20 protein-coding genes, 2 tRNA genes and 3 rRNA genes are annotated in these 25,096 nt (G+C 41.9%); 8 read left to right on the plus strand and 17 right to left on the minus strand.

From position 1 onward, the window contains the following. Positions 1-7 precede the first annotated feature (7 nt). Positions 8-421 carry a roadblock/LC7 domain-containing protein gene (locus B9T24_RS05385; RefSeq protein WP_086164836.1) on the plus strand — a complete coding sequence of 138 codons (414 nt, stop codon included), beginning with the start codon at positions 8-10 and terminating at the stop codon, positions 419-421. Positions 422-536: 115 nt separating this feature from the next. Here B9T24_RS05385 and rrf read toward each other — a convergent pair. The 8 genes from rrf to def form a co-directional block, all read right to left on the minus strand. Beyond that, positions 537-651, minus strand: a 5S ribosomal RNA gene (gene rrf / locus B9T24_RS05390). A gap of 182 nt (positions 652-833) precedes the next feature. After that, positions 834-3,731, minus strand: a 23S ribosomal RNA gene (locus B9T24_RS05395). A 358-nt stretch (positions 3,732-4,089) separates the two neighbouring features. Further along, positions 4,090-4,165: transfer RNA gene (locus B9T24_RS05400), tRNA-Ala, on the minus strand. 71 nt (positions 4,166-4,236) lie between these two features. Next, positions 4,237-4,313 (minus strand) — tRNA-Ile (locus B9T24_RS05405). 61 nt (positions 4,314-4,374) lie between these two features. Then, positions 4,375-5,914 (minus strand): 16S ribosomal RNA (locus B9T24_RS05410). Together the 16S, 23S and 5S rRNA genes with 2 tRNA genes alongside form the textbook arrangement of a ribosomal RNA operon. A gap of 781 nt (positions 5,915-6,695) precedes the next feature. Next, complete coding sequence (locus B9T24_RS05415; protein WP_086164837.1) at positions 6,696-8,756, minus strand: TonB-dependent copper receptor; 2,061 nt, start codon at positions 8,754-8,756, stop codon at positions 6,696-6,698. A gap of 88 nt (positions 8,757-8,844) precedes the next feature. Further along, entirely contained in the window at positions 8,845-9,279 is a 435-nt protein-coding gene (locus B9T24_RS05420) for a DUF2946 family protein (protein WP_086164838.1), read from the minus strand. A 92-nt stretch (positions 9,280-9,371) separates the two neighbouring features. Next, positions 9,372-9,902, minus strand: coding sequence for a peptide deformylase (gene def / locus B9T24_RS05425; protein WP_086164839.1), 531 nt, complete (start codon positions 9,900-9,902; stop codon positions 9,372-9,374). A gap of 119 nt (positions 9,903-10,021) precedes the next feature. Here def and B9T24_RS05430 point away from each other — a divergent pair, with 119 nt between their 5' ends. Genes B9T24_RS05430 through B9T24_RS05440 form a run of 3 tightly spaced genes read left to right on the plus strand, consistent with a single transcriptional unit; the run spans position 10,022 to position 12,953 of the window. Continuing rightward, positions 10,022-11,176: a LysM peptidoglycan-binding domain-containing protein gene (locus B9T24_RS05430; protein WP_086164840.1), complete on the plus strand. Its 1,155-nt coding sequence runs from the start codon at positions 10,022-10,024 to the stop codon at positions 11,174-11,176. Between the two features lie 18 nt (positions 11,177-11,194). Further along, positions 11,195-12,340 (plus strand): DNA-processing protein DprA, encoded by a 1,146-nt coding sequence (dprA, locus tag B9T24_RS05435; protein WP_086164841.1) that lies wholly within the window; start codon positions 11,195-11,197, stop codon positions 12,338-12,340. A gap of 43 nt (positions 12,341-12,383) precedes the next feature. Beyond that, positions 12,384-12,953: an L-threonylcarbamoyladenylate synthase gene (locus B9T24_RS05440; RefSeq protein ID WP_086164842.1), complete on the plus strand. Its 570-nt coding sequence runs from the start codon at positions 12,384-12,386 to the stop codon at positions 12,951-12,953. A 389-nt stretch (positions 12,954-13,342) separates the two neighbouring features. Here the strand turns inward: B9T24_RS05440 and B9T24_RS05445 are convergent, their stop codons facing one another. Further along, positions 13,343-14,257, minus strand: a complete 915-nt coding sequence (locus B9T24_RS05445; RefSeq protein ID WP_086164929.1) for a DMT family transporter — start codon at positions 14,255-14,257, stop codon at positions 13,343-13,345. A 194-nt stretch (positions 14,258-14,451) separates the two neighbouring features. Between B9T24_RS05445 and B9T24_RS05450 the strand changes: the two genes are divergently transcribed. The 4 genes from B9T24_RS05450 to B9T24_RS05465 all read left to right on the plus strand — a co-directional run bounded on the left by B9T24_RS05450 (position 14,452) and on the right by B9T24_RS05465 (position 17,439). After that, entirely contained in the window at positions 14,452-15,204 is a 753-nt protein-coding gene (locus B9T24_RS05450; protein WP_086164843.1) for a helix-turn-helix transcriptional regulator, read from the plus strand. 410 nt (positions 15,205-15,614) lie between these two features. Next, positions 15,615-16,160 carry a glutathione peroxidase gene (locus tag B9T24_RS05455; protein WP_086164844.1) on the plus strand — a complete coding sequence of 182 codons (546 nt, stop codon included), beginning with the start codon at positions 15,615-15,617 and terminating at the stop codon, positions 16,158-16,160. A gap of 226 nt (positions 16,161-16,386) precedes the next feature. After that, positions 16,387-16,707, plus strand: a complete 321-nt coding sequence (locus tag B9T24_RS05460; RefSeq protein ID WP_086164845.1) for an RcnB family protein — start codon at positions 16,387-16,389, stop codon at positions 16,705-16,707. A gap of 147 nt (positions 16,708-16,854) precedes the next feature. Then, positions 16,855-17,439: a hypothetical protein gene (locus tag B9T24_RS05465; protein WP_086164846.1), complete on the plus strand. Its 585-nt coding sequence runs from the start codon at positions 16,855-16,857 to the stop codon at positions 17,437-17,439. Positions 17,440-17,497: 58 nt separating this feature from the next. Here B9T24_RS05465 and adhP read toward each other — a convergent pair whose 3' ends face one another. From adhP to B9T24_RS05505, 8 genes are all read right to left on the minus strand, one after another. Then, on the minus strand, positions 17,498-18,532 hold the full coding sequence (gene adhP, locus B9T24_RS05470; protein WP_086164847.1) for an alcohol dehydrogenase AdhP: 1,035 nt from the start codon (positions 18,530-18,532) through the stop codon (positions 17,498-17,500). Between the two features lie 499 nt (positions 18,533-19,031). Beyond that, positions 19,032-19,334 carry a hypothetical protein gene (locus B9T24_RS05475; RefSeq protein ID WP_086164848.1) on the minus strand — a complete coding sequence of 101 codons (303 nt, stop codon included), beginning with the start codon at positions 19,332-19,334 and terminating at the stop codon, positions 19,032-19,034. Between the two features lie 207 nt (positions 19,335-19,541). After that, positions 19,542-20,018, minus strand: a complete 477-nt coding sequence (locus tag B9T24_RS05480) for a DUF2846 domain-containing protein (protein WP_086164849.1) — start codon at positions 20,016-20,018, stop codon at positions 19,542-19,544. Between the two features lie 118 nt (positions 20,019-20,136). Next, entirely contained in the window at positions 20,137-20,556 is a 420-nt protein-coding gene (locus B9T24_RS05485; protein WP_086164850.1) for a F0F1 ATP synthase subunit epsilon, read from the minus strand. 27 nt (positions 20,557-20,583) lie between these two features. Next, positions 20,584-21,978, minus strand: a complete 1,395-nt coding sequence (gene atpD, locus B9T24_RS05490) for a F0F1 ATP synthase subunit beta (RefSeq protein ID WP_086164851.1) — start codon at positions 21,976-21,978, stop codon at positions 20,584-20,586. 26 nt (positions 21,979-22,004) lie between these two features. Further along, positions 22,005-22,874 (minus strand): F0F1 ATP synthase subunit gamma, encoded by an 870-nt coding sequence (atpG, locus tag B9T24_RS05495; RefSeq protein ID WP_004649565.1) that lies wholly within the window; start codon positions 22,872-22,874, stop codon positions 22,005-22,007. 88 nt (positions 22,875-22,962) lie between these two features. After that, entirely contained in the window at positions 22,963-24,507 is a 1,545-nt protein-coding gene (atpA, locus tag B9T24_RS05500) for a F0F1 ATP synthase subunit alpha (RefSeq protein ID WP_086164852.1), read from the minus strand. 45 nt (positions 24,508-24,552) lie between these two features. Beyond that, positions 24,553-25,089: a F0F1 ATP synthase subunit delta gene (locus tag B9T24_RS05505; protein WP_086164853.1), complete on the minus strand. Its 537-nt coding sequence runs from the start codon at positions 25,087-25,089 to the stop codon at positions 24,553-24,555. Between the last annotated feature and the right edge of the window lie 7 nt (positions 25,090-25,096).

Raw genomic sequence — 25,096 nt, forward strand, 5'->3', positions numbered from 1 at the left:
AGTCATTATGTTTGCACTTAAAAATAACAGAGCAGCATCACCTGAGCTAATTCAATTTGCTAAATATCAAATTCAAGAAATTATACATAGTGTTAGAGGTGTTAACTTTATTATGCTGTGCTCAACGGATGGTTTTGAGCTTGCGACCATTCATAAAAAAGACAATTATAATAATGGCAAATTAGCTGCCGTCAGCAGCTCAATTCTTGCGATGGTTTCCGCTTTTATGCAGGAAATCCACTTAAATGGTTGCCAATCGATCACTCTAGATGCAGAAAATGGCAAGGCTATCTTAACCTCTGTTCCTTCTGCGACTCATCCGATGATTATTATTGCTTTAGCAGAGAAAGATATTCTTTTAGGGCAATTATTATACATGCTAAAAAATAGCAGTAATTTAATACAGCAAGAAGCTTCATAATAAAGGTGCTGGAGTTCTTGAGTATTTTTACTCCCCCCTAATATTTGATTTATCAACTTCCGCGCATAAAAAAACACCCCAACTCGTTTGAGTTGGGGTGTTTTCAGGAATAATGAGCTGGCGATGACTTACTCTCACATGGGTAACCCCACACTACCATCAGCGCGAAGAGGTTTCACTTCTGAGTTCGGGAAGGGATCAGGTGGTTCACTCTTGCTATTGTCGCCAGCACAACTGTTTATGGATACTTGCTTGGGTCTTATTGATTCACTTTTCAGTGTATGCCTTCGCTTTTTCCAAATGAGTTATTAACAGATTATGCTAAATTTGAGTTGGTATTGTAACTAGCTTTTGAACTAAATCAAGTATTTTGTATCGAATTAGAAGAGCAATACAACTGTTTGGGTGTTGTATAGTCAAGCCTCACGAGCAATTAGTATTGGTCAGCTTCATGCATCACTGCACTTCCACATCCAACCTATCAACGTCGTAGTCTTCAACGGCTCTTTAGAGGACATAAAGTCCTTGGGAAATCTTATCTTGAGGTAGGCTTCCCGCTTAGATGCTTTCAGCGGTTATCCCTTCCGAACATAGCTACCCGGCGATGCGACTGGCGTCACAACCGGTACACCAGAGGTTCGTCCACTCTGGTCCTCTCGTACTAGGAGCAGATCCTCTCAAATTTCCAACGCCCACGGTAGATAGGGACCGAACTGTCTCACGACGTTCTAAACCCAGCTCGCGTACCTCTTTAAATGGCGAACAGCCATACCCTTGGGACCTGCTTCAGCCCCAGGATGAGATGAGCCGACATCGAGGTGCCAAACACCGCCGTCGATATGAACTCTTGGGCGGTATCAGCCTGTTATCCCCAGAGTACCTTTTATCCGTTGAGCGATGGCCCTTCCATACAGAACCACCGGATCACTAAGACCTACTTTCGTACCTGCTCGACTTGTGGGTCTCGCAGTTAAGCGCGCTTTTGCCTTTATACTCTACGCGTGATTTCCGACCACGCTGAGCGCACCTTCGTACTCCTCCGTTACTCTTTAGGAGGAGACCGCCCCAGTCAAACTACCCACCAGACATGGTCCTCGCTCCAGATAATGGAGCAGAGTTAGAACCTCAATATTACCAGGGTGGTATTTCAAGATTGGCTCCACTCGAACTAGCGTCCGAGTTTCAAAGCCTCCCACCTATCCTACACAAGTAAGATCAAAGTTCAATGTCAAGCTGCAGTAAAGGTTCACGGGGTCTTTCCGTCTAGCCGCGGGTACACCGCATCTTCACGGCGAATTCGATTTCACTGAGTCTCTGCTGGAGACAGCGCCCCCATCATTATGCCATTCGTGCAGGTCGGAACTTACCCGACAAGGAATTTCGCTACCTTAGGACCGTTATAGTTACGGCCGCCGTTTACTGGGGCTTCGATCAAGAGCTTCGCTTACGCTAACCCCATCAATTAACCTTCCAGCACCGGGCAGGCATCACACCCTATACGTCCACTTTCGTGTTTGCAGAGTGCTATGTTTTTAATAAACAGTTGCAGGGGCCTGGTTTCTGTGGCTGCCAACCGCTCAGGGAGTAAATCCCATCACCGTCGGCAGCGTACCTTCTCCCGAAGTTACGGTACCATTTTGCCTAGTTCCTTCAGCAGAGTTCTCTCAAGCGCTTTGGTCTACTCGACCTGACCACCTGTGTCGGTTTCGGGTACGATTCCTGTGTAACTGAAGCTTAGAGACTTTTCCTGGAAGCATGGTATCAGCCACTTCACTGTACAAGTACAGCTTGCTATCAGTTCTCAGCATAGAGTACCCCGGATTTGCCTAAGATACATGCCTACAACCTTTCACCTGGACAACCAACGCCAGGCTGACTTAACCTTCTCCGTCCTCTCATCGCATTACACAGAAGTATTGGAATATTAACCAATTTCCCATCGACTACGCCTCTCGGCCTCGCCTTAGGGGTCGACTCACCCAGCCCCGATTAACGTTGGACTGGAACCCTTGGTCTTTCAGCGTGCGAGTTTTTCACTCGCATTGTCGTTACTCACGTCAGCATTCGCACTTCTGATACCTCCAGCAGACTTCTCAATCCACCTTCATCGGCTTACAGAACGCTCCCCTACCACTTGCAATAAATTGCAAATCCGCAGCTTCGGCATATAGTTTTAGCCCCGTTACATCTTCCGCGCAGGCCGACTCGACTAGTGAGCTATTACGCTTTCTTTAAAGGGTGGCTGCTTCTAAGCCAACCTCCTAGCTGTCTATGCCTTCCCACATCGTTTCCCACTTAACTATAATTTTGGGGCCTTAGCTGGCGGTCTGGATTGTTTTCCTCTTGACTACGGACGTTAGCACCCGCAGTCTGTCTCCCGGATAGTACTCATTGGTATTCGGAGTTTGCATCGGTTTGGTAAGTCGGGATGACCCCCTAGCCGAAACAGTGCTCTACCCCCAATGGTATTCGTCCGAGGCGCTACCTAAATAGCTTTCGGGGAGAACCAGCTATCACCAAGTTTGATTAGCCTTTCACCCCTATCCACAAGTCATCCCCTGGCTTTTCAACGACAGTGGGTTCGGTCCTCCAGTTAGTGTTACCCAACCTTCAACCTGCTCATGGATAGATCACCTGGTTTCGGGTCTATACCCAGCAACTAATTCGCCCTATTAAGACTCGATTTCTCTACGGCTCCCCTATTCGGTTAACCTCGCTACTGAATATAAGTCGCTGACCCATTATACAAAAGGTACGCAGTCACCGGACACAATGCCGGCTCCCACTGCTTGTATGCATGCGGTTTCAGGATCTATTTCACTCCCCTCACAGGGGTTCTTTTCGCCTTTCCCTCACGGTACTGGTTCACTATCGGTCAGTCAGGAGTATTTAGCCTTGGAGGATGGTCCCCCCATATTCAGACAAGGTTTCACGTGCCTCGCCCTACTCGACATCATTATCTAAGCCCTTTCGTGTACAGGACTATCACCCACTATGGTTGCACTTCCCAGAGCATTCCACTAGAACTTAGATAACTTAATGGGCTTTTCCCCGTTCGCTCGCCGCTACTAAGGGAATCTCAATTGATTTCTTTTCCTAAGGGTACTGAGATGTTTCACTTCCCCTCGTTCGCTTCGCATGACTATGTATTCATCATGCGATACCTACCTTATGGTAAGTGGGTTTCCCCATTCAGAAATCTCCGGATCACAGGATATTTGCCGCCTCCCCGGAGCTTTTCGCAGGCTATTACGTCTTTCATCGCCTCTGACTGCCAAGGCATCCACCACATGCACTTAATTACTTGACTATACAACCCCAAACAGTCGTTTCAACACTACAAGTTAATGTTGATGACCTTGCTTCGAGTTTTGTAGATTTAACTACAGTACAGCTTCAATCTAGTTCGTTTTCCAAAACGCTTGATTCAGTTAATCGCTAGTGCTCAGTTCTTTATTTCATTTAACAGTAACAAGTTACTGCTAAATTCAATTCAGTTCTGAGTTTAAACAATTTATTTCAACTCAAATTTATAATCTGTTAATGATTAACTACGTCTTCGTCAGATCGTAGGTAACTGTGATAAATCACAGAATTTAATAAACATAATACCAATCAATCATTTGATTGTATATTTACTAAATTCTGTAATCACCTAGCTTTATATATGGTGGAGACTAACGGAGTCGAACCGTTGACCTCCTGCGTGCAAAGCAGGCGCTCTACCAACTAAGCTAAGTCCCCAGCTTATCATTAGATTCGATATATCTTCTTCTCTGTCTCTCAATGAATTTCTTCATCTTCGTTCGTTAGATTGGTGGGTCTGACAAGATTTGAACTTGTGACCCCACGCTTATCAAGCGTGTGCTCTAACCAACTGAGCTACAGACCCTCAGATACATCTTCATGAAGAACAACTTGTTGTGGATTCTTACCGATCGTCAATCTTTCGTTAAGGAGGTGATCCAGCCGCAGGTTCCCCTACGGCTACCTTGTTACGACTTCACCCCAGTCATCGGCCACACCGTGGTAAGCGTCCTCCTTGCGGTTAGACTACCTACTTCTGGTGCAACAAATTCCCATGGTGTGACGGGCGGTGTGTACAAGGCCCGGGAACGTATTCACCGCGGCATTCTGATCCGCGATTACTAGCGATTCCGACTTCATGGAGTCGAGTTGCAGACTCCAATCCGGACTACGATCGGCTTTTTGAGATTAGCATCCTATCGCTAGGTAGCAACCCTTTGTACCGACCATTGTAGCACGTGTGTAGCCCTGGTCGTAAGGGCCATGATGACTTGACGTCGTCCCCGCCTTCCTCCAGTTTGTCACTGGCAGTATCCTTAAAGTTCCCGGCTTAACCCGCTGGCAAATAAGGAAAAGGGTTGCGCTCGTTGCGGGACTTAACCCAACATCTCACGACACGAGCTGACGACAGCCATGCAGCACCTGTATGTAAGCTCCCGAAGGCACCAATCCATCTCTGGAAAGTTCTTACTATGTCAAGACCAGGTAAGGTTCTTCGCGTTGCATCGAATTAAACCACATGCTCCACCGCTTGTGCGGGCCCCCGTCAATTCATTTGAGTTTTAGTCTTGCGACCGTACTCCCCAGGCGGTCTACTTATCGCGTTAGCTGCGCCACTAAAGTCTCAAAGACCCCAACGGCTAGTAGACATCGTTTACGGCATGGACTACCAGGGTATCTAATCCTGTTTGCTCCCCATGCTTTCGTACCTCAGTGTCAGTATTAGGCCAGATGGCTGCCTTCGCCATCGGTATTCCTCCAGATCTCTACGCATTTCACCGCTACACCTGGAATTCTACCATCCTCTCCCATACTCTAGTCTCTCAGTATCGAATGCAATTCCTAAGTTAAGCTCAGGGATTTCACATCCGACTTAAAAGACCACCTACGTACCCTTTACGCCCAGTAAATCCGATTAACGCTTGCACCCTCTGTATTACCGCGGCTGCTGGCACAGAGTTAGCCGGTGCTTATTCTGCGAGTAACGTCCACTCTCCTAGAGTATTAGTCTAGGGAGCCTCCTCCTCGCTTAAAGTGCTTTACAACCAAAAGGCCTTCTTCACACACGCGGCATGGCTGGATCAGGGTTCCCCCCATTGTCCAATATTCCCCACTGCTGCCTCCCGTAGGAGTCTGGGCCGTGTCTCAGTCCCAGTGTGACGGATCATCCTCTCAGACCCGTTACAGATCGTCGCCTTGGTAGGCCTTTACCCCACCAACTAGCTAATCTGACTTAGGCTCATCTATTAGCGCAAGGTCACAAGTGATCCCCTGCTTTCCCCCGTAGGGCGTATGCGGTATTAGCATCCCTTTCGAGATGTTGTCCCCCACTAATAGGCAGATTCCTAAGTATTACTCACCCGTCCGCCGCTAAGATAAGGTGCAAGCACCTCATCTCCGCTCGACTTGCATGTGTTAAGCCTGCCGCCAGCGTTCAATCTGAGCCATGATCAAACTCTTCAGTTTAATATTGCTTAGCACCTTAAAGGGTGCCAATCTTGGCTCATCAATTTTCTGACAAATATTTCTCAAATAAACTTCGAGTAATTTCTACCATCAATCAATGAAAATAATTTCGATCAATCAACCAGTAAAAATCCACACAAGTTGTTCTTCATAATCTCTTAATGATCTTCTTGCTGATTCGTCATCAACAAGCTAGGTCGGCTATACTACTCTCTTTCCAGAGAAAGTCAATAGGTTTTGTTAAATTCTTTTCCGACAAACCCAAGCTTAATTCCAATCTTAAAATCTCATTCGAAATCTTAACAATCCAACCAACTTATTGATTTATCAGAGGTTTTATTTAACATCACCGCCGATGGATACGCATTATAGGCCAAAAAAATAACCATGCAACCCTTATTTGGCATATTTCATTTTACATGCTTGATTTTCAAACCACAAAACACATATATAACTGATATATAAGCTTTATTTATTTTTAGTGTTTTTATAATTTTTTAGATCACTCATCAATATTTGCAACAAATAAACATAAGATGTTGTTTTTTATTGTTAAATTTACACTAATATGTTTAATCTGAAATTTATCGTTTAAATTTAACACCAATCTTGCTGTATTCTGCATCACATTGGCTGTTTAATCATCAGAACCCCGTTTTATATCCCAGATACTCTTTTCAAACTTTAGGCTCAATATCACTCAAATATGCATTTAGGTAGCTCTAAAAAAGAAAACCGCCATTTCTCAACAGCGGTTTTCCATATTTATAAAGATAAAATATTAAAATTTCATACTGATTCGTGCCCAATAATTACGACCGGTATTGTTGAATTGTTCATTACTGGCAAAACCAAAACCTGAACTTCCCGCTTTATTTAAGTGTTCGGTGTAGGTTTTATCTAAAATGTTATCCACGCCAACGGCTACATCAACATCTTGCATTAAATTATAAGAAGCATTTAATGCCAGTGTGCTAAATGCTTTGCTCTCATTTATGTCATAGCCCACGATATTCCCTTGATTTAAGCTAATACGATCTTGTTTCGCCACCACACGCCACAACATGCCCAAAGTATATTTATCTTGAACATAGCGCAGATTAAAGCGTCCTTCTAACGGCGCGATTTGCGGTAATGCTTTGTTGTCTGCGGTGTTTTCACCCCATGCATACATGGCACTCACATCGACCTGAATGGCATCACTAAATTGATAGCCTAATCCTGCTTCCGCCCCTGCAATGGTGGCATCGACATTTTTCGCCCCTGCACTGAAACTTGAGCCATGACCATGCCCACCTGAAGTCGGATGATTATGATAACTCATTAAAATATAGTCATTAATCAAACCTGCATAAGCTGAAACCCATGAATTAAAAGCACCATGTTGATGTTGATAGCCCAAATCCAACTGCAAGGTTTTTTCAGTATCCAAATCATTAAACGTAGGTTTTGACATGCCTGAATTACCATGCGCAGTACTGAATAACTCCCAATAATCAGGCACACGCTCAACATAACCTAAACCAATATAGCTTTTGGCATCATGTTCAGGATGTTGATTTTCCAGACGAATAAAACCACTCGGTAAAGTTTCTGAACGTTCATCATTGAGCTTCAGCGCATCAATTTTCACTTGGTCAAGTCGTGCACCTGTCACCAGTTTTGAAGATTCACTGAATTGATAACCGAGTTCACCAAATGCACCATAGGACTGGAATTTCATATTGGTGGTCAATGGCATGTCCATCATCAAGGATTTCATACTTCCTGCATGATGATTCTGCTGAGAGTCAATTCCAGTGATTAAATTCAGTTTGTCCCACGCACTGGTCATGGCGAAACGGGTATTCAAAGTACGACGGGTGACTTGCATTTCTGATGGATTGGATACCATTTGATGCGTCATCATGTCGTGTGTCATTGGTGGTGTTCTTAATCTAAAGTTATCCATGACATGGTCGTTATAACTATAGTTCACCTGCCCTTCGACTTTCTGAATCACATCGGTCAGGTTTTTCTTTTCAAAACGCAGTCCTAAACTTTCACGTGCGAATCGCGAACCATCCATATCACGACCTGCATACAAAGCCTCACCATCCGACTTTCCACCCGTTAGCTCCAGCCATGTATTTTCATCTGGTGTCCACCCCAGTGCAACATCGGCATTCCAGCGCTCCCAAGCAGAAGGGACTTTATTACCATCGCCATCTTGATAACTATTCGATTCTGAACGATTGGCATTTAAACGGATATATTTTTTTGCATCCCCGAGCGTTGTTTCCACATTTTGATCTAGTCGCCCAAAGGAACCCATTAGTACACTGGCTTGACCTTGATAAGGTTTTGCAGCAGTGAGTTCTGGTTTTTTCCGTTCAAAAATAACCGTTGCCGCTGAGCCTGTATTGGCGTATTGCACGGTTTGCGGGCCTTTAACCACAGAAATTTGATCATAACTTTCGGGCTGAATATAAGACGTCGGTGCATCCATACGTGCTGGACATGCACCTAGACTTTCAGAACCATCGGTTAAGATTTTAATGCGTGAACCAAACATGCCACGAAATGTGACATCGCCATTGGTTCCACCATTTTTAATTGAACTAAAGCCCGGAATACTTTGTAAATAATCTGCACCATCGGTGGCAGGAATCGGTTGAATCGGCTGTTTAGGATCGGCCCGAATAATCAGGCCATTGGCATCATTTGCAGTCTGAGCTGTCACAACGATTGGCGCTAAACGTTGTGCTACATGGACTTGCTCCGCAGCAAACGCTGCCCCTGAATAACACGCAACAAAAATTGCAGCCGATAAAGGCTGTAAAAAGAATTTTGGCTGAGCCATTTTCATCTCTCTTAAATCATAAATATGAGCTGCGAATAAAGCAGCACAAGATCTAGCGTCTTAAAGACCCTAAAAATTAAGTTTTGATTTAAGCAAAGTGTGGTGGGGCTCGCCCTTGAGGGAGTAAATAGAGGCGTTGCAGAACAAAATAAACATGTAAAAATGCTTTTTGAAAGGCAACTAAACGAATCTGTATCCGATCTAACACTTCTTTGACATTCAATTCAGGTGGCAAAACCAAATTGCCATAAACCGTACAGTACTGACATTGATGATTGGCATCGTGATGATGTCCTGCATCTTGGCTATGCAGTTGACTGTCCTGATCAACAGTATGATGAGAATGATCGGAAGATTGATGATGGGACTGATGAGAAGCCGCAGGCTGAAGCAATAATGCACGCGTAATGGTTTCACAGACCGGAGCAATCTGATACTGCTTCGGTAACAAGGGCTGTAAAAAAACAGCAATCTGTAAAAACACGGCTATACAAGATAGCAATAACCCACTACGTAACAGCAAAAAGTGAATCCTGCAATTTTTCGCGCCACAAGTATAACAAAGCCCAATCAGAATTGGGCTTTGTTTGAGATATTTTTTCTTAAAGCAGTAACTTAACGCTTTACTGTGACTTTGTCTTTTTGGCGCTGACGAACCACTTTTTCCACTTTTTCACGTGCACGTTGACGCTTTAATGGCGATAAATAATCGACAAATAATTTACCATTTAAGTGATCCATTTCATGTTGGATACAAACAGCGAGAAGTTCGTCTGCTTCTACCTCAAATGATTGACCTTCAAGGTTAATGGCCTCAATTTTTACGCGTGACGCACGCTCAACTTTATCGTATATTTGAGGCACAGATAGACAGCCTTCTTCATAAGGCTGAGTTTCTTCAGTTAATGGCGTAACCTTCGGATTAATAAACACCATGGGTTGATCTTTGTGTTCAGATAAATCCATGACAATCAGCTGAATATGTTGATCAACTTGTGTCGCAGCCAAGCCAATGCCCGGAGCTTCATACATGGTTTCAAACATATCTGCTGCAAGCTGACGAATTTCATCAGTGACTTCTTCGACTGGTTTAGCAATGGTGCGAAGACGGGGATCCGGGAAACTTAAAATAGGTAATAAGGCCATACGGTGTCCTCACTTATGCCATTGATCAAAAAACAAAATGAAGGAATGCTTCATCAAAAAAATGTGTGTAATATCGTTATTATAACGCAACTACATACATAATTTTAGGAATTATGATAATGAAAAAGGTTTTTAAGGGCATGCCAACTTTTAGTGCCTTGGGGTTTAAAAAACAATTATTGGCACTTGCTGTTTGTGTAAGTGTTGGGGTTGGTGTCGTCAATGTTGCTGAAGCGGCACCTGCTCGCAATGTCAATCCACCTGCGTTAAAAGCGGGTGCACCACAGGTCTACGTGGTAAAAAAAGGCGATACGTTATGGGATATTTCAAAACGTTTTTTAAAAAACCCTGTGCGTTGGCCTGAAATTTGGGCAAGCAATAAACACGTAAAAAACCCACATTGGATTTTCCCCGGTGACCGTTTATTGATGTGTACCTATAATGGCCGCCCAATTATCGGTAAAGATGAGGGTGATGGTTGTGAAGGGATTATCCGTCGCTATACAGGTGGCACCAAGCTACAACCTCAAGTTCGCATTGAATCTTTAAATAATGCCATTCCTGTGATTCCACTGGAATATATCCAACACTGGTTAGAACGTACCAGTGTTGTTGCGCCTGAATCCATTCAATCTACACCTTACATTTTAGGCACCGCCGACCAACGTGTCCTTGCGGCAAAAGGGCAAACTGTTTATGCCCGCGGAAATGGTCTCGAAATTGGTCAACGTTATGCAGTTTACCGTGAAGGCGAACCGTATATGTTTACTGGTGCAAATGGCAAAAAATTTAATGCGGGTCTTGAACTCATTCAAGTGGCCGCAGGCGTTGCTATACGCGGTGAAAATGACATTACCACCCTTGAACTGACTGACACTTATAATTCTGAAGTTCGTCGTGGTGACCGTGTTCTGCCTGAATATGATCCAATGTTACCGACATTATTCTATCCAACCAATGCCGAAGATGTTGTCGCTGGTGGTCAAGTGGTTCGCGTGATGGGCTCCATTGGTACTGCTGCAAAAAATAGTGTGGTGACGATTGATCGCGGTAGCTTACAAGGTGTTCAAGTCGGTCATGTGTTCAGCATTAACCAAAAAGGTGAAGTGGTCACCGATCCAAAAACCAAAGAACGTATTCAATTACCTGGACAACGCATTGGTAATGTCATGGTGTTCAAAAGCTTTGATAATTTAAGCTATGCTTATGTTCTTGATAGTGAATTACCGATTAAAGTTGGCGCTGGTATTCAACCACCGCTGATGGATGACTAATTGATATAAGGTCATTTTATGTTGAATCATTTGTCAGCAACGCAAATTGAAACGATTACGTTATGGTATTTGGTTCAACATTCTCTATCGAGTTTTTATAAACTAGAACAACGCTTTGGCAGTGTTCAAAACGCAATTGATCCTAAAAATTTCCCGCAATGGTCGACACTCGCATTACATAAAAGTCACTTACAGCGCCTCAGTGAATTTCAGACCGCAATAGGGCAACAAAAATTCCAAACCCTATTACAAGACATTCAGAAAAATAGCGATTTTATTCTGACACTGGATCATCCAGCCTACCCGCCCCAACTGCGCCCTTATTCAGATAAACCACCTATTTTATTTGGTCAAGGTGATGCCCAAGCCCTATCACAACCCCAAATTGCCATTGTCGGCAGTCGAAAACCCAGCGCTCATGGACGACAAGTCGCCTATGACTTTGCGTATTATTTAAGTGAAAAAGGCTTTTATATTAGCAGCGGCTTGGCGCAAGGCATTGATGAAGCGGCACATCAGGGAGCTTTAAGGCATCATAAAACCATTGCAGTGATGGGCACAGGTTTAGAACAGACTTATCCCTCACAGCATCAAGCATTACGACAACAAATTCTTGCCCATTCAGGCACAGTCATTACTGAGTTTTTACCCGGAACCCCACCTTTACAACATCATTTCCCACGGCGTAATCGAATTGTCAGTGCTTTAAGTTTAGGCGTAATCGTCGCTGAAGCCGCACTGAAAAGTGGCTCACTGATTACCGCAAAACTTGCGGCTGAACAAGGTAAATTGGTTTTTGCTATTCCGGGACATATTTATAGTGAACACCATCAAGGCTGCCACCAACTCATTCGTGAAGGTGCGATTTTAGTTGATCATCCTGAGCAAGTGCTTGAAGACTTAGCACTGCCAACACAATGGCAAAATCAACAACAGATTGAACAATCAAAAAGCATTCCTGAGCTTGAAGTACAAATCGAATTGCCTACGCACTTAGCAGCGTTGTATCAGCAACTGGATTGGGTTGGGCAAAATATAGATGAGCTGATTGCCAAACTGCGATTAGAAATCGGCACATTGACCAGCCAACTTATGGAATTAGAGTTACTGGGCTTATGTATACAGCAAGCAGGTTTGTATCTCCGTTGTCGTCTCAGCAAATAAGGTTCACAATAGCCCTTTAAAAAACTTGACGAGATAAAATCTAATGATTACCACCTCTGTTGCCGAAGCTGCTGAATGTTTAAAACAAGGACATGTTTTAGCATACCCGACAGAGGCCGTTTGGGGCTTAGGCTGTGATCCTTTTAATGAACTCGCTTTTTTAGAAATTTTACGCTTAAAACAACGTCCAATTGAAAAAGGCGTTATTTTATTGGCGGCACAGATCACACAAGTCGAACATTTATTAGAACACCTCAGTACAGAAATGCGCCAAAAAGTCATCGATTCTTGGAGTCACCGTTCACCCACCGAAAGAGCAACCACATGGTTATTGCCTGCGGGTGACAATATTCCAACATGGATTAAAGGCAACCATCCCAAAGTGGCTGTACGCGTCACAACCCATCCTTTATGCATGGCGCTCTGCAATGCATTTCATGGTTTTATTGTATCGACCAGTGCCAATCCTGCGGGTGAAAAACCAGCCCTTTCACTACAACAGGCCAACCAGTATTTTTCAAATCAAATTCATTATTTGAATGGTGATTTAGGGCTTAGCCAAGAAGCAAGCCGAATTATTGATGCTGAAACAGGTGAAATTATTCGTGCTTGAGCATGATATCTGAGTTGACAAAAATTGAGATAAAAAAAAGCTCAACCATATAACATGGTTGAGCATAAAAAAGGATGTGCATAAACACATCCAGAGGGTCTATCAATCTGGCGGTAAAAGCTAAGTAATTATCAAAAATAACTTAAATATTTACGATATGCGTATTATGTAATAAATTGTTTTATTATACAAATATATTATTCATCTTATAAAAAATTTGAATATGAGAGTGGATTGATCACTTTTTCTTAACAATTTAAATTATCTCACTATTTTTTAATAAACTTTTGTTAAAAAAAATATTTTAAAATGATTATTCACACTCTCATTCCATTAAAAAGCAGTCAAAAAAATAAATTTGTTTGGTTGTTTTTTAATCTAATCTTACATTACACATTTAATTTTGCGACTTTGACTGCCCCATCTTTCTTTTGTGCCAATAAAATGCCCAGTAAAATGATCACACCACCTATACTGTGATAAACCGTCCATGCTTCTGCTAACCAGATATTAGCAATAATCGCGGTAAAAACCGGCATTAAGTTCATAAAAATACTGGTTCGATTCGGGCCAATCATTTGCACTGCCAACATCCAAACCAAAGGGGCAATCAGCGATGGAAAAATACCGGCATACAGCACACTCCCCACATTTTGTGGATTAATTGCATCTAGTCCTAACCATAAAACAAAAGGCAGATGGTACAACAATGCAAAAATAATCTGCACATACAGACTAATCATCAATGGAATTTGCAACTGCCATTTTTTCAAAAATACGCCATAAAAAGCATAAAAGAATACCGCAAGCACCATCATGACATCACCTAGATGCCCCCCAGATTGCACCAGATTGAGCAGATTTCCTTGTGCCATCACATAGAGTAAGCCCGCAAAAGATAAAAGACTTCCCACCACAGCAAAACGGTTAGGAATGTCCTTCAGCATCACCATAGAAACAAAAATGGTAAAGATTGGAATAAAAGCATTGATAATGCCCATATTGGTCGCAGTGGTATAGTGCGCTGCGGTATAGCCCAAACCTTGATACAGCACCATTCCAAAAGCAGCAAGTACCGCAAGCTGTTTCCAATGTTGCACCACCAACTGACGTTCACGCCAAACTTTAGCCGACATAAAAGGGGTTAAAACCAGAAAAGCCACCAACCAACGATAAAAACTAATACTGACGGGAGAAATATAGTCCACCACATAACGTGTCACAGTAATATTCAATGACCAAATTAAAACGGCCAACAGCGGTAAAGCCAACGCCCACCAGACTGTTTTGTTTTGCTGCGTCATGTCTTCTCCCGATGTATGCATATTCTCAGTATTCATTTTCACTGAAGTCTGAAATAATTAGAATATCGAATTTCAGACATCAATATCGCGCTACAGACACCGCGATATTTTTTGTTTTGTCGTTCAATCAAATGTCTACGCACTAAGAAATGGACATATAGATAGATAAAAAAAGCAAAAATGAGGACATGGATATGTTGCTGCCGATTGAACAATATATAGAAGTGGATGATTTTTTTTATCAGAAAGATGAAATTGTGGCACCGCATAGTTCGCTATGGGGCGATTTTAATTTTAGTCTGAATGGTATTTTAGAATATGCAATTGAAGAACAAATTTATCTGTCACCACCAAATTATGGTTTATGGCTGCCCCCGCAAACAGCACATACCTCCATCGCTTTAGATGAACAAATCACGCACTATGTCTGCATTCGCATCCACCCATCCCTCTGTGGAGATTTTGCATCTTGCACCAAAACTTTAAGTATTCGCCCTTTTCTTCGCCATCTGGTACATGAAATTTTAGAACAAAAACAAAAAGGAAGTGCAACAGCGGATTATCGCCATTTATTACAGGTATTAGTCGATCAATTGAAGGCCGCTCCCGCCTATGAACATTATTTACCTCAGAGTAACCATGTTTCACTCAAGCCACTTTTACAACAGTTATCCAGTCCTGCGCTCTTTCATAAAAGCTTACAACAACTGCTCAACAATGCCTCGATGAGTGAACGACATTTGCTGCGTTTAAGCCAACAGGAATTACAGCTAAGCTTATCGGAATGGCGCAATCGCGCTAAAATTTTATATGCCATTACGCAAATTCGCCAAGGTAAAACAGTAAAAAAACTCGCCTATGAACTGGGGTATCAGCATAGTTCCAGTTTCATTGAGTTCTTTAAACGCTATACAGAACAAACACCTGCTCAATTACGTGATGTTTAATTTTTTACCAGTTTCAATCAGCATTTTTACAACTTGCAGCAGCTGAGCAACAAAAATAGCCTCTTCAAAATAAAGATCCAGATGTGATTTTTATTGCCATATTTAATTGAATAAGTGCGCTATTTTTAAATCTAAAAAATAGAATAAAGCTTAATAATGAAATTAAACCTATGCGGCTCAATATTAAAAACGATTTAAAAACAGTCGAGCAAAAATCCATAGATTGCTAAAACAACACCTATACTGTGCCCACAATCTCGAGCTGATCATGCAGAATAGCGCTATTAAGTTGTTTTCTTATTCTTTTATCACACAAATATTTATACACAAATCATAATAAATGCTTGTCGATATACCCAATAACCGTTACAACAAAGCAGTAATAATCTCAAGTATTTAAGGACAAGCGAATGAGCCATTCTGTTTATGACATCCCAGTCAAAACCATTCAAGGCAATGAAACCACACTCAACCAATATCAAGGTAAAGTACTGTTGATTGTAAATACCGCATCGAAGTGTGGTCTAACACCACAATATGAAGGCTTAGAAAAACTATACCAAGACAAAAAAGAGCAAGGACTTGAAATTTTAGGTTTCCCTGCCAATAATTTTTTAGCACAAGAACCTGGTTCTGATGAAGAAATTCAAGAATTTTGTTCATTGAATTATCAAGTGGCTTTTCCACTGTTTTCTAAAATTTCAGTCGCTGGTGAAGATAAACATCCGCTTTATCAAACTTTAACTCAAGCGATTCCAGAACGTATTGGTGAAGGCCCTTGGTGGAAAGACTTGGTGGATTATGGTTTAACTCCAAATGAACCACCAGAAGTGCTATGGAATTTTGAAAAATTTCTAATCAATAAAAAGGGTGAAGTGGTGGCACGTTTCGCGCCCGATATTACCGCAGATGATGCACGTATCGTAGATGCCGTTAACGCAGAACTTGCTAAGTAATTCATCACAGTAACGTAAGCATTTATACACGCTATAGCTGCTTACGTTTTTCATTACTTAGATTCTCAGACGAAGTGCAACAGAGCTGAATGACATAAAAATAGAATTTAACACTTCATACTTTGTTCATTATTTTAATACTTCAACAACACTTTATTCATGGTCTATCAATAGCTTAGAAATAAGATAACAGGATAAACAAACCACCATGAAGATAATTTAAAATATGAATACTCTCATCAAAGCCATCATTTTATCCTTATCTACTGCTTTAGTTGCAGCCCCTGTGATGGCTACTCCACAAGAGCATCATTCACAGCAACACCTAGCTCAACATCATATTAAAAAAACAGAACGTCCTTCGCACGATTGGCAGAAAGGTCACAAAGTACCAGCCCAATATCACGGCAACAGCTTTAAAATAGATGCCAGCAAATATAAAAAGCTAAGCAAACCGACTAAAAATCAGCAGTGGATTAAAGTGAATGGTGATTATGTGCTTATGAACACCGCGACATATAAAGTGATTAAAGTCATTCAAGGTTAAAACACACCTACCATTCGGTGAAAAGAGTGCTTTGGCACTCTTTTTGAGTGTGATGAAGTAAATTTGTTATTGCTTTGCAACAATCCGTTTTTTACCCATATTTCAGTCTTATATTCACTCTAATCTAGAAATAATATGAATTGAGTTATGAAAAAATTCATCCAAAATGCAATTTTACCTTTTGTGATGTTAAGTGCAGGCATTTTATTGAGTGGTTGTGAACAGGCTTCTGAACCTCAGTCTGATGACATTCGAACAACACAATCGACTGATACTGCCATGAACCAGCCCACCGAAACAACAGCAACAGCTGATTTAAAAAGCGGTAATATGTTTTATATGGTTCGTGATGTTGCCGATATGCAACTGAAAGCGGGTGATTATGTTGCCCAACTCAAGCAAACTCAAAATGAGTTGCAAACGGCAATCAATGACAAAGATCAGCAGCAACTACAAGCGACAGCCAAAACCCTGCAACAACAACTGACTGGATTTAATCAGGCACTGACCAGCTTGAACTTAAAAAGCCAAGAAATTGATTCAATTCGCCAAAATATTCTGCATGCCAATCAACAAGTCCTTGCTACACCATTTTTAAATGGCAATATCGATTTAAATCAGCTCGATTTCAAGAAAATTGAACAACAAATGGGCAGCATACAAACAGAAATGATCAAATTGGCAAGCATGATGATTCCACAAGGACAGGATAAGCAAGATCAAGAAAGCTAATATTCAAAGTCACTCAGACCAATTCATTAACACTGAATTGGTCGAGTAGAATGGATTGTTAAAGTCTCATATCAATAACAATACGACCATCAATTTTGCCCTGCTCCATGCGGTGAAAAATATCATTAATATTTTCTAATGGTTCGACATGAATATGTGCTTTGACCTTCCCACGTGCCGCAATATCCAGTGCTTCTTTCAAATCCAAACGTGTTCCGACAATTGAGCCACGGACTGTAATCCCTTCAAGCACCATATTAAAAATAGATAAGTCGAATGTTCCGGGTGGCAAACCATTCAAGACCATAGTGCCGCCACGACGTACAATCGCAACAGCTTGTTCAAAGGCTTTAGGCGATACCGCGGTCACCAGCACACCATGACACCCCTCACCAGCTGTGGCTTTTAGTACTTCTTCTTTCACATCAGCTTTAAGCGCGTTAATGGCGACATCGGCACCCAAGTTTTTGGCCAGCTCAATTTTACTGTCATCAACATCAATCGCGACCACATTAAAGCCCATGGTTTTGGCATACTGAATCGCCACATGACCCAAACCGCCAATTCCGGAAATGGCAACCCAATCCCCAGTTTTGGCTTCAGTCATTTTTAAGCCTTTATAGACCGTAACACCAGCACATAAAATCGGTGCAATTTCCAGTAGATCCACACCGTCAGGAATCAGCCCGACATAATCACCATCTGCAAGGCAATATTCGGCAAAACTTCCGTTGACCGAATAACCTGAATTTTGTTGTTTCTTACATAGCGTTTCCCAGCCTGCATAACAATGATCGCAATGACCACAGGCCGAATAAAGCCATGGAACCCCCACAATATCACCAACTTTTAAATGCTCAATTCCTTCACCTAGCTCAACAACTTCACCCACACCCTCATGTCCCGGAATAAAAGGTAAAGTCGGTTTCACAGGCCAATCCCCATGCATCGCATGTAGATCGGTATGACAAACACCTGTTGCAATCATTTTCACCAGCACTTTACCCGAACTGATTTTAGGAATTTCGACCTCTTGTATTTGTAGCGGTTGATTAAATTCAGTGACTACCGCTGCTTTCATCATATTCGCCATTGTGATGTTCTCCATATTCCAAATACCGAGAAAGTTCTTTTTTTAAGAACCATTATTTTAACTATATAGAATAATAAATAATCAAGAGTGGCGAATTTGTAGCGGATTCGATGGGTTGAGATGCCTATTACAGTTCATTTGTAGGCTCAGTTTTCATTACAATTTAAAGTGATGATTTTTAAAGTCTGTCCAGCTTTAAAATGCAGATCACCATTGATCGTACCCATCCAACTCTCGAGCAAAGTGCATATTATATGTAGCGTACTCAAGCGGTTGGCTTGGAAGTGATTTATTATTATTTTAACGCCAATTTAAACTGTCTCTTAACTACGAAATTGCTTCCGAAGAGTGAAAGCTATTTGTCTAAAATAAATGTACCTGCAACTCATCAAAGCTAAAACCATTCAGTTGAAATGAACGCTTTGATGAAATATTTAAGGCTAAAATGATGGGTAATGGTGAATGTTGTATTCAACTTTTTTTACTGCATAAACATGGTTTAACTTTTTTGACTGTCCTGCCAAGCTTTAAAAGCCAACTGCATAGCCTGTCGTTCATTAGGTTTGGCTAAACGGGATTCCATCTCGGTAAAATCACCCCGATAAGCTAAAGTAACCATAGACTTTGCCAAGGTTACAATACTTTCACGACCGCGATGTTCATAAGCCAAAATTTCATCCTGATTGAGCACCAAATCCCAACATGACACCACTGAACTCATATCGACAGCAATACTCAAATAATACTGTTCAAAATCTTGGTACAGTTCCCAAAAATGCGGTTCGTGTTCGATGATATTCATTAATAATCTTTATACAATTTCCTAAAAGCTTAACTCAATGCAAGCCTTAAACGAATTCAACTTTAGATATAATTTTTTATTCTTTCTTGCATCTGTCTGCATTCTAAAAAAGTCTGTCAGATAAAAAATTTAGTCTTTACGATAAAGCAAGGGCATTTTTCTTAATGGGTTGAATCCCATAAATACCCTTGCCATTCAACATTAATTTTAAAGTTGAATCGTTGCTTTACTACATTGACCAGATGAAGCTAGACTGTACTCAGTAATTGCTTTTTTACCCTGAGTATCATCTACTAATTTTAAATCTGCACCACCCACAAAAACACCGGGCTTAATATATTGCTGAATAAAATAATTTTTGCCGCTTTGTGCCTCAATTTTCAAATGATTTGGAGAAAATTCTGATTCAGTTGAAACTGTGTGATTTTGATTTCCTGCTACTTCTTTATAAAAAAATACACCTCTCGCCGTTTCACCCAAGCACTCCCCATCAACCCAAATATCTTTTTTTAATGCTGAACCCACAATATTATTAGAACGATAAACATATAGACCAGCTTTGCCTTCTTGAGGTGCTGTTAATTCCTTCATATTTTGAGACAGCTGTTGATCTACTTTAGGTACTGATGCACACCCAACAAATAATGATGCGACAAGCACTGGAAAAATTAATTTAATGGTCATTTGATGCCCTATTTTTAAGTTAAATATATAAAGTTGTAAAATAAGTAATTTTTAGAAAGATGTTATTTATAATAAAAGAAGCCACCTTTCGGTGGCTTCTTCAATCTCGAACCGTCTCTTATTGAGCGCGGTTTTTGATTTTGCGGATGGTTTCCAACTGTGCAGCAGTTTCTGCAAGAGCAGCCAATGCAGCAGCAGAGTCCAAATCGCTTTTTTGATTCGCAAGCAATGTTTCAGCGTTTTTACGCGCTTCAAGAATTGCTACTTCATCTAAGCTGTCAGCACGAACTGCAGTATCTGCAAGAACAGTAACAACATGCGGTTGAACTTCTAGAACACCACCAGATACATAGATTAACTCTTCTGTACCGTTTTCTAGCAGAACGCGAATCGCGCCCGGCTTAAGCAAAGTTACCAGTGGAGCATGGCCAGGCATAATACCCAACTCACCACCAGCACCTTTCGCAATTAGCATAGTTACAGTGCCAGAGTACAAAGACTCTTTTACACTTACAACATCACATTGCATAGTCGCCATGAGAATCTCCTAAATTAGAGTCGCTAATTAAAGTTTCTCTGCTTTAGCAATAACTTCGTCAATACCACCAACCATATAGAACGCTTGTTCTGGAATGTGGTCGTATTCACCAGCTAGAAGACCTTTAAAGCCACGAATCGTTTCTTTAAGAGATACTAATTTACCAGGAGCACCAGTAAATACTTCAGCTACGTGGAATGGTTGAGAGAAGAAACGTTGGATTTTACGCGCACGGTAAACAACCAATTTATCTTCTTCAGCCAATTCGTCCATACCCAAAATTGCAATGATGTCTTTAAGCTCTTTATAACGTTGCAAAATGTTCTGTACAGAACGTGCAATTTCATAATGCTCAACACCAACAACTAAAGGATCTAGCTGACGTGAAGTTGAATCTAGTGGATCGATCGCTGGGTAAATACCAGAAGACGCGATATCACGGCTCAATACAACAGTTGCGTCTAAGTGAGCAAACGTTGTCGCAGGCGATGGATCTGTTAAGTCATCGGCAGGTACATAAACCGCTTGGATCGAAGTGATCGAACCAGACTTAGTTGATGTAATACGCTCTTGAAGAAGACCCATTTCCTCTGCAAGTGTAGGCTGATAACCTACTGCAGATGGCATACGACCTAGAAGTGCAGACACTTCGGTACCAGCCAATGTGTAACGGTAAATGTTGTCAACGAACAACAATACGTCACGGCCTTTACCGTTTTCGTCTTTCTCATCACGGAAATATTCAGCCATGGTCAAACCAGTCAACGCTACGCGTAAACGGTTACCCGGTGGCTCATTCATCTGACCGTAGACCATTGCTACTTTGTCTAGAACGTTAGAATCTTTCATTTCGTGATAGAAGTCATTACCTTCACGAGTACGCTCACCAACACCAGCAAACACAGATAAACCTGAGTGAGCTTTCGCGATGTTGTTGATCAATTCCATCATGTTTACAGTTTTACCAACACCGGCACCACCGAACAGACCAACTTTACCACCTTTCGCAAACGGGCAAAGTAAGTCAATGACTTTAATACCAGTTTCTAAAAGATCAGTAGAAGCAGCTTGTTCTGCATATGAAGGTGGTTGACGGTGAATCGGCAAACGCACTTCAGTTGCAACTGGACCAGCTTCGTCGATAGGGCGTCCTAAAACGTCCATGATACGACCCAAACATGCTGTACCTACTGGTACAGAAATCGGTGCTTCAGTATTGGTCACGGTTAAACCGCGCTTAAGACCTTCAGTAGATCCCATTGCGATGGTACGAACTACGCCATCACCAAGCTGTTGCTGAACTTCTAAAGTAGTTTCAGTACCAACAACTTGCAGAGCGTCATAGATCTTAGGAACGCTATTACGTTCAAACTCGACGTCGATAACCGCGCCGATGATCTGAATGATACGACCGCTATTCATTGCTGTCTCCTCAATTCAAAATAATGTTAAACGGCAGCGGCACCACCAACGATCTCAGAAATTTCCTGAGTAATCGCGGCTTGACGCAGCTTGTTATAAATAAGTTGTAGGCTCTTAATGATGTCACCCGCATTATCCGTCGCTGCTTTCATAGCGACCATACGTGCAGATTGCTCACATGCGATATTTTCAATCACACCTTGATACACCACAGACTCGATATAGCGAACCAATAAGCCATTTAAAAGCTCTTCAGCTTCAGGCTCATATAAGTAATCCCAACCGTATGAACGGTTCAGATTATCGCCTTCTTCAGCCGCAGCCAAAGGAACGAGTTGCTCAATCTTTTGATTTTGAGTCATGGCATTCACAAAGCCATTCGATACAAGATAAATACGATCTAACTCGCCTTTATCAAATGCATCCAACATCACCTGTACAGAGCCAGATAACTGTTCAAGACTTGGCGTGTCACCGACATTTGTCGTTGCACCAAGCACTTTACCGCCGTAGTTTTTAAAAAACGAAACCGCTTTTTGACCAATTAAAGCAAATTGAACTTCAATTGACTGCTCTTGTTGTTGCTGTACGTGTTTAACAACTTTCTTGAACAAGTTAATGTTCAAGCCACCTGCCAAACCACGATCTGAAGAAACAATGATATAGCCAACGCGCTTTACAGGACGTTCAACCATATAACGGTGTTTGTATTCAGGGTTCGCTTGTACCAAATGAGCAATTACACGGTGCATATTTTCGGCATACGGACGGCCTTGAGCCATGCGCTCTTGCGCACGACGCATTTTAGAAGCAGCCACCATTTGCATCGCTCGAGTAATCTTTTGCGTGCTCTTGATACTGGCTACTTTGGCGCGAATTTCTTTTAAATTTGCCATACGCTTAACCTAGTATTCGAAGGCTTTTTCAAGCCTCCGAAGGTTGATCCGTGAACCAAACTTAACTAGCTTTTAGCAACTGCTAAAATTAGTAAGTTTGAGTCGCTTTAAAGCTTTCAATACCTGCTTTAATTGCAGCTTCGATGTCTTTGTTGTAATCACCAGACTCATCGATTTTTTGCATCAACGCAGCATTTTCTGAACGGAAGTAAGAAATTAATGCAGCATCAAAGTCTACAATTTTCTTCACTTCAACATCAGTCATATAACCTTCGTTAGATGCATAAATTGAAACAGCTTGGTCAGCGATTGAATATGGAGCATATTGTTTTTGCTTCATTAATTCAGTTACACGTTGACCATGTTCAAGTTGCTTACGTGTTGCTTCATCAAGATCAGAAGCAAACTGAGCAAATGCTGCCAATTCACGGTATTGCGCCAAAGCAGTACGGATACCACCAGACAATTTTTTGATAATCTTCGTTTGCGCAGAACCACCAACACGAGATACAGAGATACCCGCGTTCACAGCAGGACGAATACCCGCGTTGAATAATGATGTTTCTAAGAAGATCTGACCATCCGTAATCGAAATTACGTTAGTCGGTACGAATGCAGATACGTCACCCGCTTGAGTTTCAATAATCGGCAATGCAGTTAATGAACCAGTTTGGCCTTTAACTTCACCGTTAGTGAATTTCTCAACGTAGTCAGCAGATACACGCGAAGCACGTTCAAGTAGACGTGAATGTAGATAGAACACGTCCCCTGGATACGCTTCACGACCTGGTGGACGACGTAAAAGCAATGAAATTTGACGATACGCAACTGCTTGTTTAGACAAGTCATCATAAATGATTAACGCATCTTCACCGCGGTCACGGTAGTATTCGCCCATTGTACAGCCAGAATACGGAGCCAAATACAGCATTGCTGCTGGATCGGCTGCACCAGCAGCGACAACAGTTGTATACGCCATAGCACCAGTTTCTTCTAGCTTGCGTACAACGTTAGCGATAGTCGATTGTTTTTGACCAATAGCTACGTATACACATTTAATGCCAGAGTTTTTCTGAGCGATGATCGCATCGATCGCCATTGCTGTTTTACCAGTTTGACGGTCACCAATGATCAACTCACGTTGACCACGGCCGACTGGGATCATTGTATCTACTGATTTATAACCAGTTTGTACAGGTTGATCCACTGATTGACGCCAAATTACACCTGGTGCTACTTTTTCAACAGCATCAGTGAGTTTTGCATCAATCGGGCCTTTACCATCAATTGGGTTACCCAAAGCATCTACTACACGGCCTAAAAGTTCTGGACCAACCGGAACTTCTAATACACGACCTGTGCAACGTGCTTTTTGACCTTCTTGAAGGCTTAAGTAGTTACCTAAAACAACGACGCCCACTGAATCCTGTTCTAGGTTCAGTGCCATACCGTATAAGCCGCCGTCGAATTCGATCATCTCACCGTACATTGCATCAGCAAGACCGTGAATGCGCACAATACCGTCGGAAACCATAACAATGGTCCCTTCGTTTTTAGCAGTCGCGCTGGTGTCCAGATCGCCGATACGCTGTTTAATGAGCGCACTGATCTCGGATGGATTCAGTTGTTGCATTGCGCTATACCTCAATCTTTTATTAGTTCAGTCTTCTTCGAGCAGTTATGCAAGAAGACGAGTCCGCATTTTTTCAAGCTTGTTAAGCGCAGAGTCATCTATCACTTGGTCGCCTGCACGAATAACAACACCCGCGATTAACGCTGGGTTAACTTCAACAGAAACATTTACTGCAGCGTTAAACTTTTTCTCTAACGCATGAGTCAATAATTGTTCCTGTACAGAAGTCATTGGGAATGCTGATTCAATCACAACATCCACAGTATTGTTATTCTGTGATTTGAGTAGTTCGTATTCTGCTTCAATTTCAGGTAACAACGCTAAACGCGCATTGTCCGCAAGAAGCGTCAAAAAGTTTGACACTGCTTGTGTTTGGTTTTCACCTAAAACTTTTGCAAAAATACTCACCTGCTCAGCAGGAGTAAGCTCAGGGCGATTCAAATAAGCGGAAAATGCTTCGTCTTGCACCGCAGCACTAAGCACTTGTAACGCATTCGACCAATTGTCAGTTGCACCTTGCTCAGAAGCGAAAGCAAATGCTGCTTTGGCGTACGGGCGTGCCAACGTCAAGAGTTCAGCCATATTTCGC

The organism is Acinetobacter sp. ANC 4654, from assembly GCF_002135425.1.
Lineage (GTDB): Bacteria > Pseudomonadota > Gammaproteobacteria > Pseudomonadales > Moraxellaceae > Acinetobacter > Acinetobacter kyonggiensis.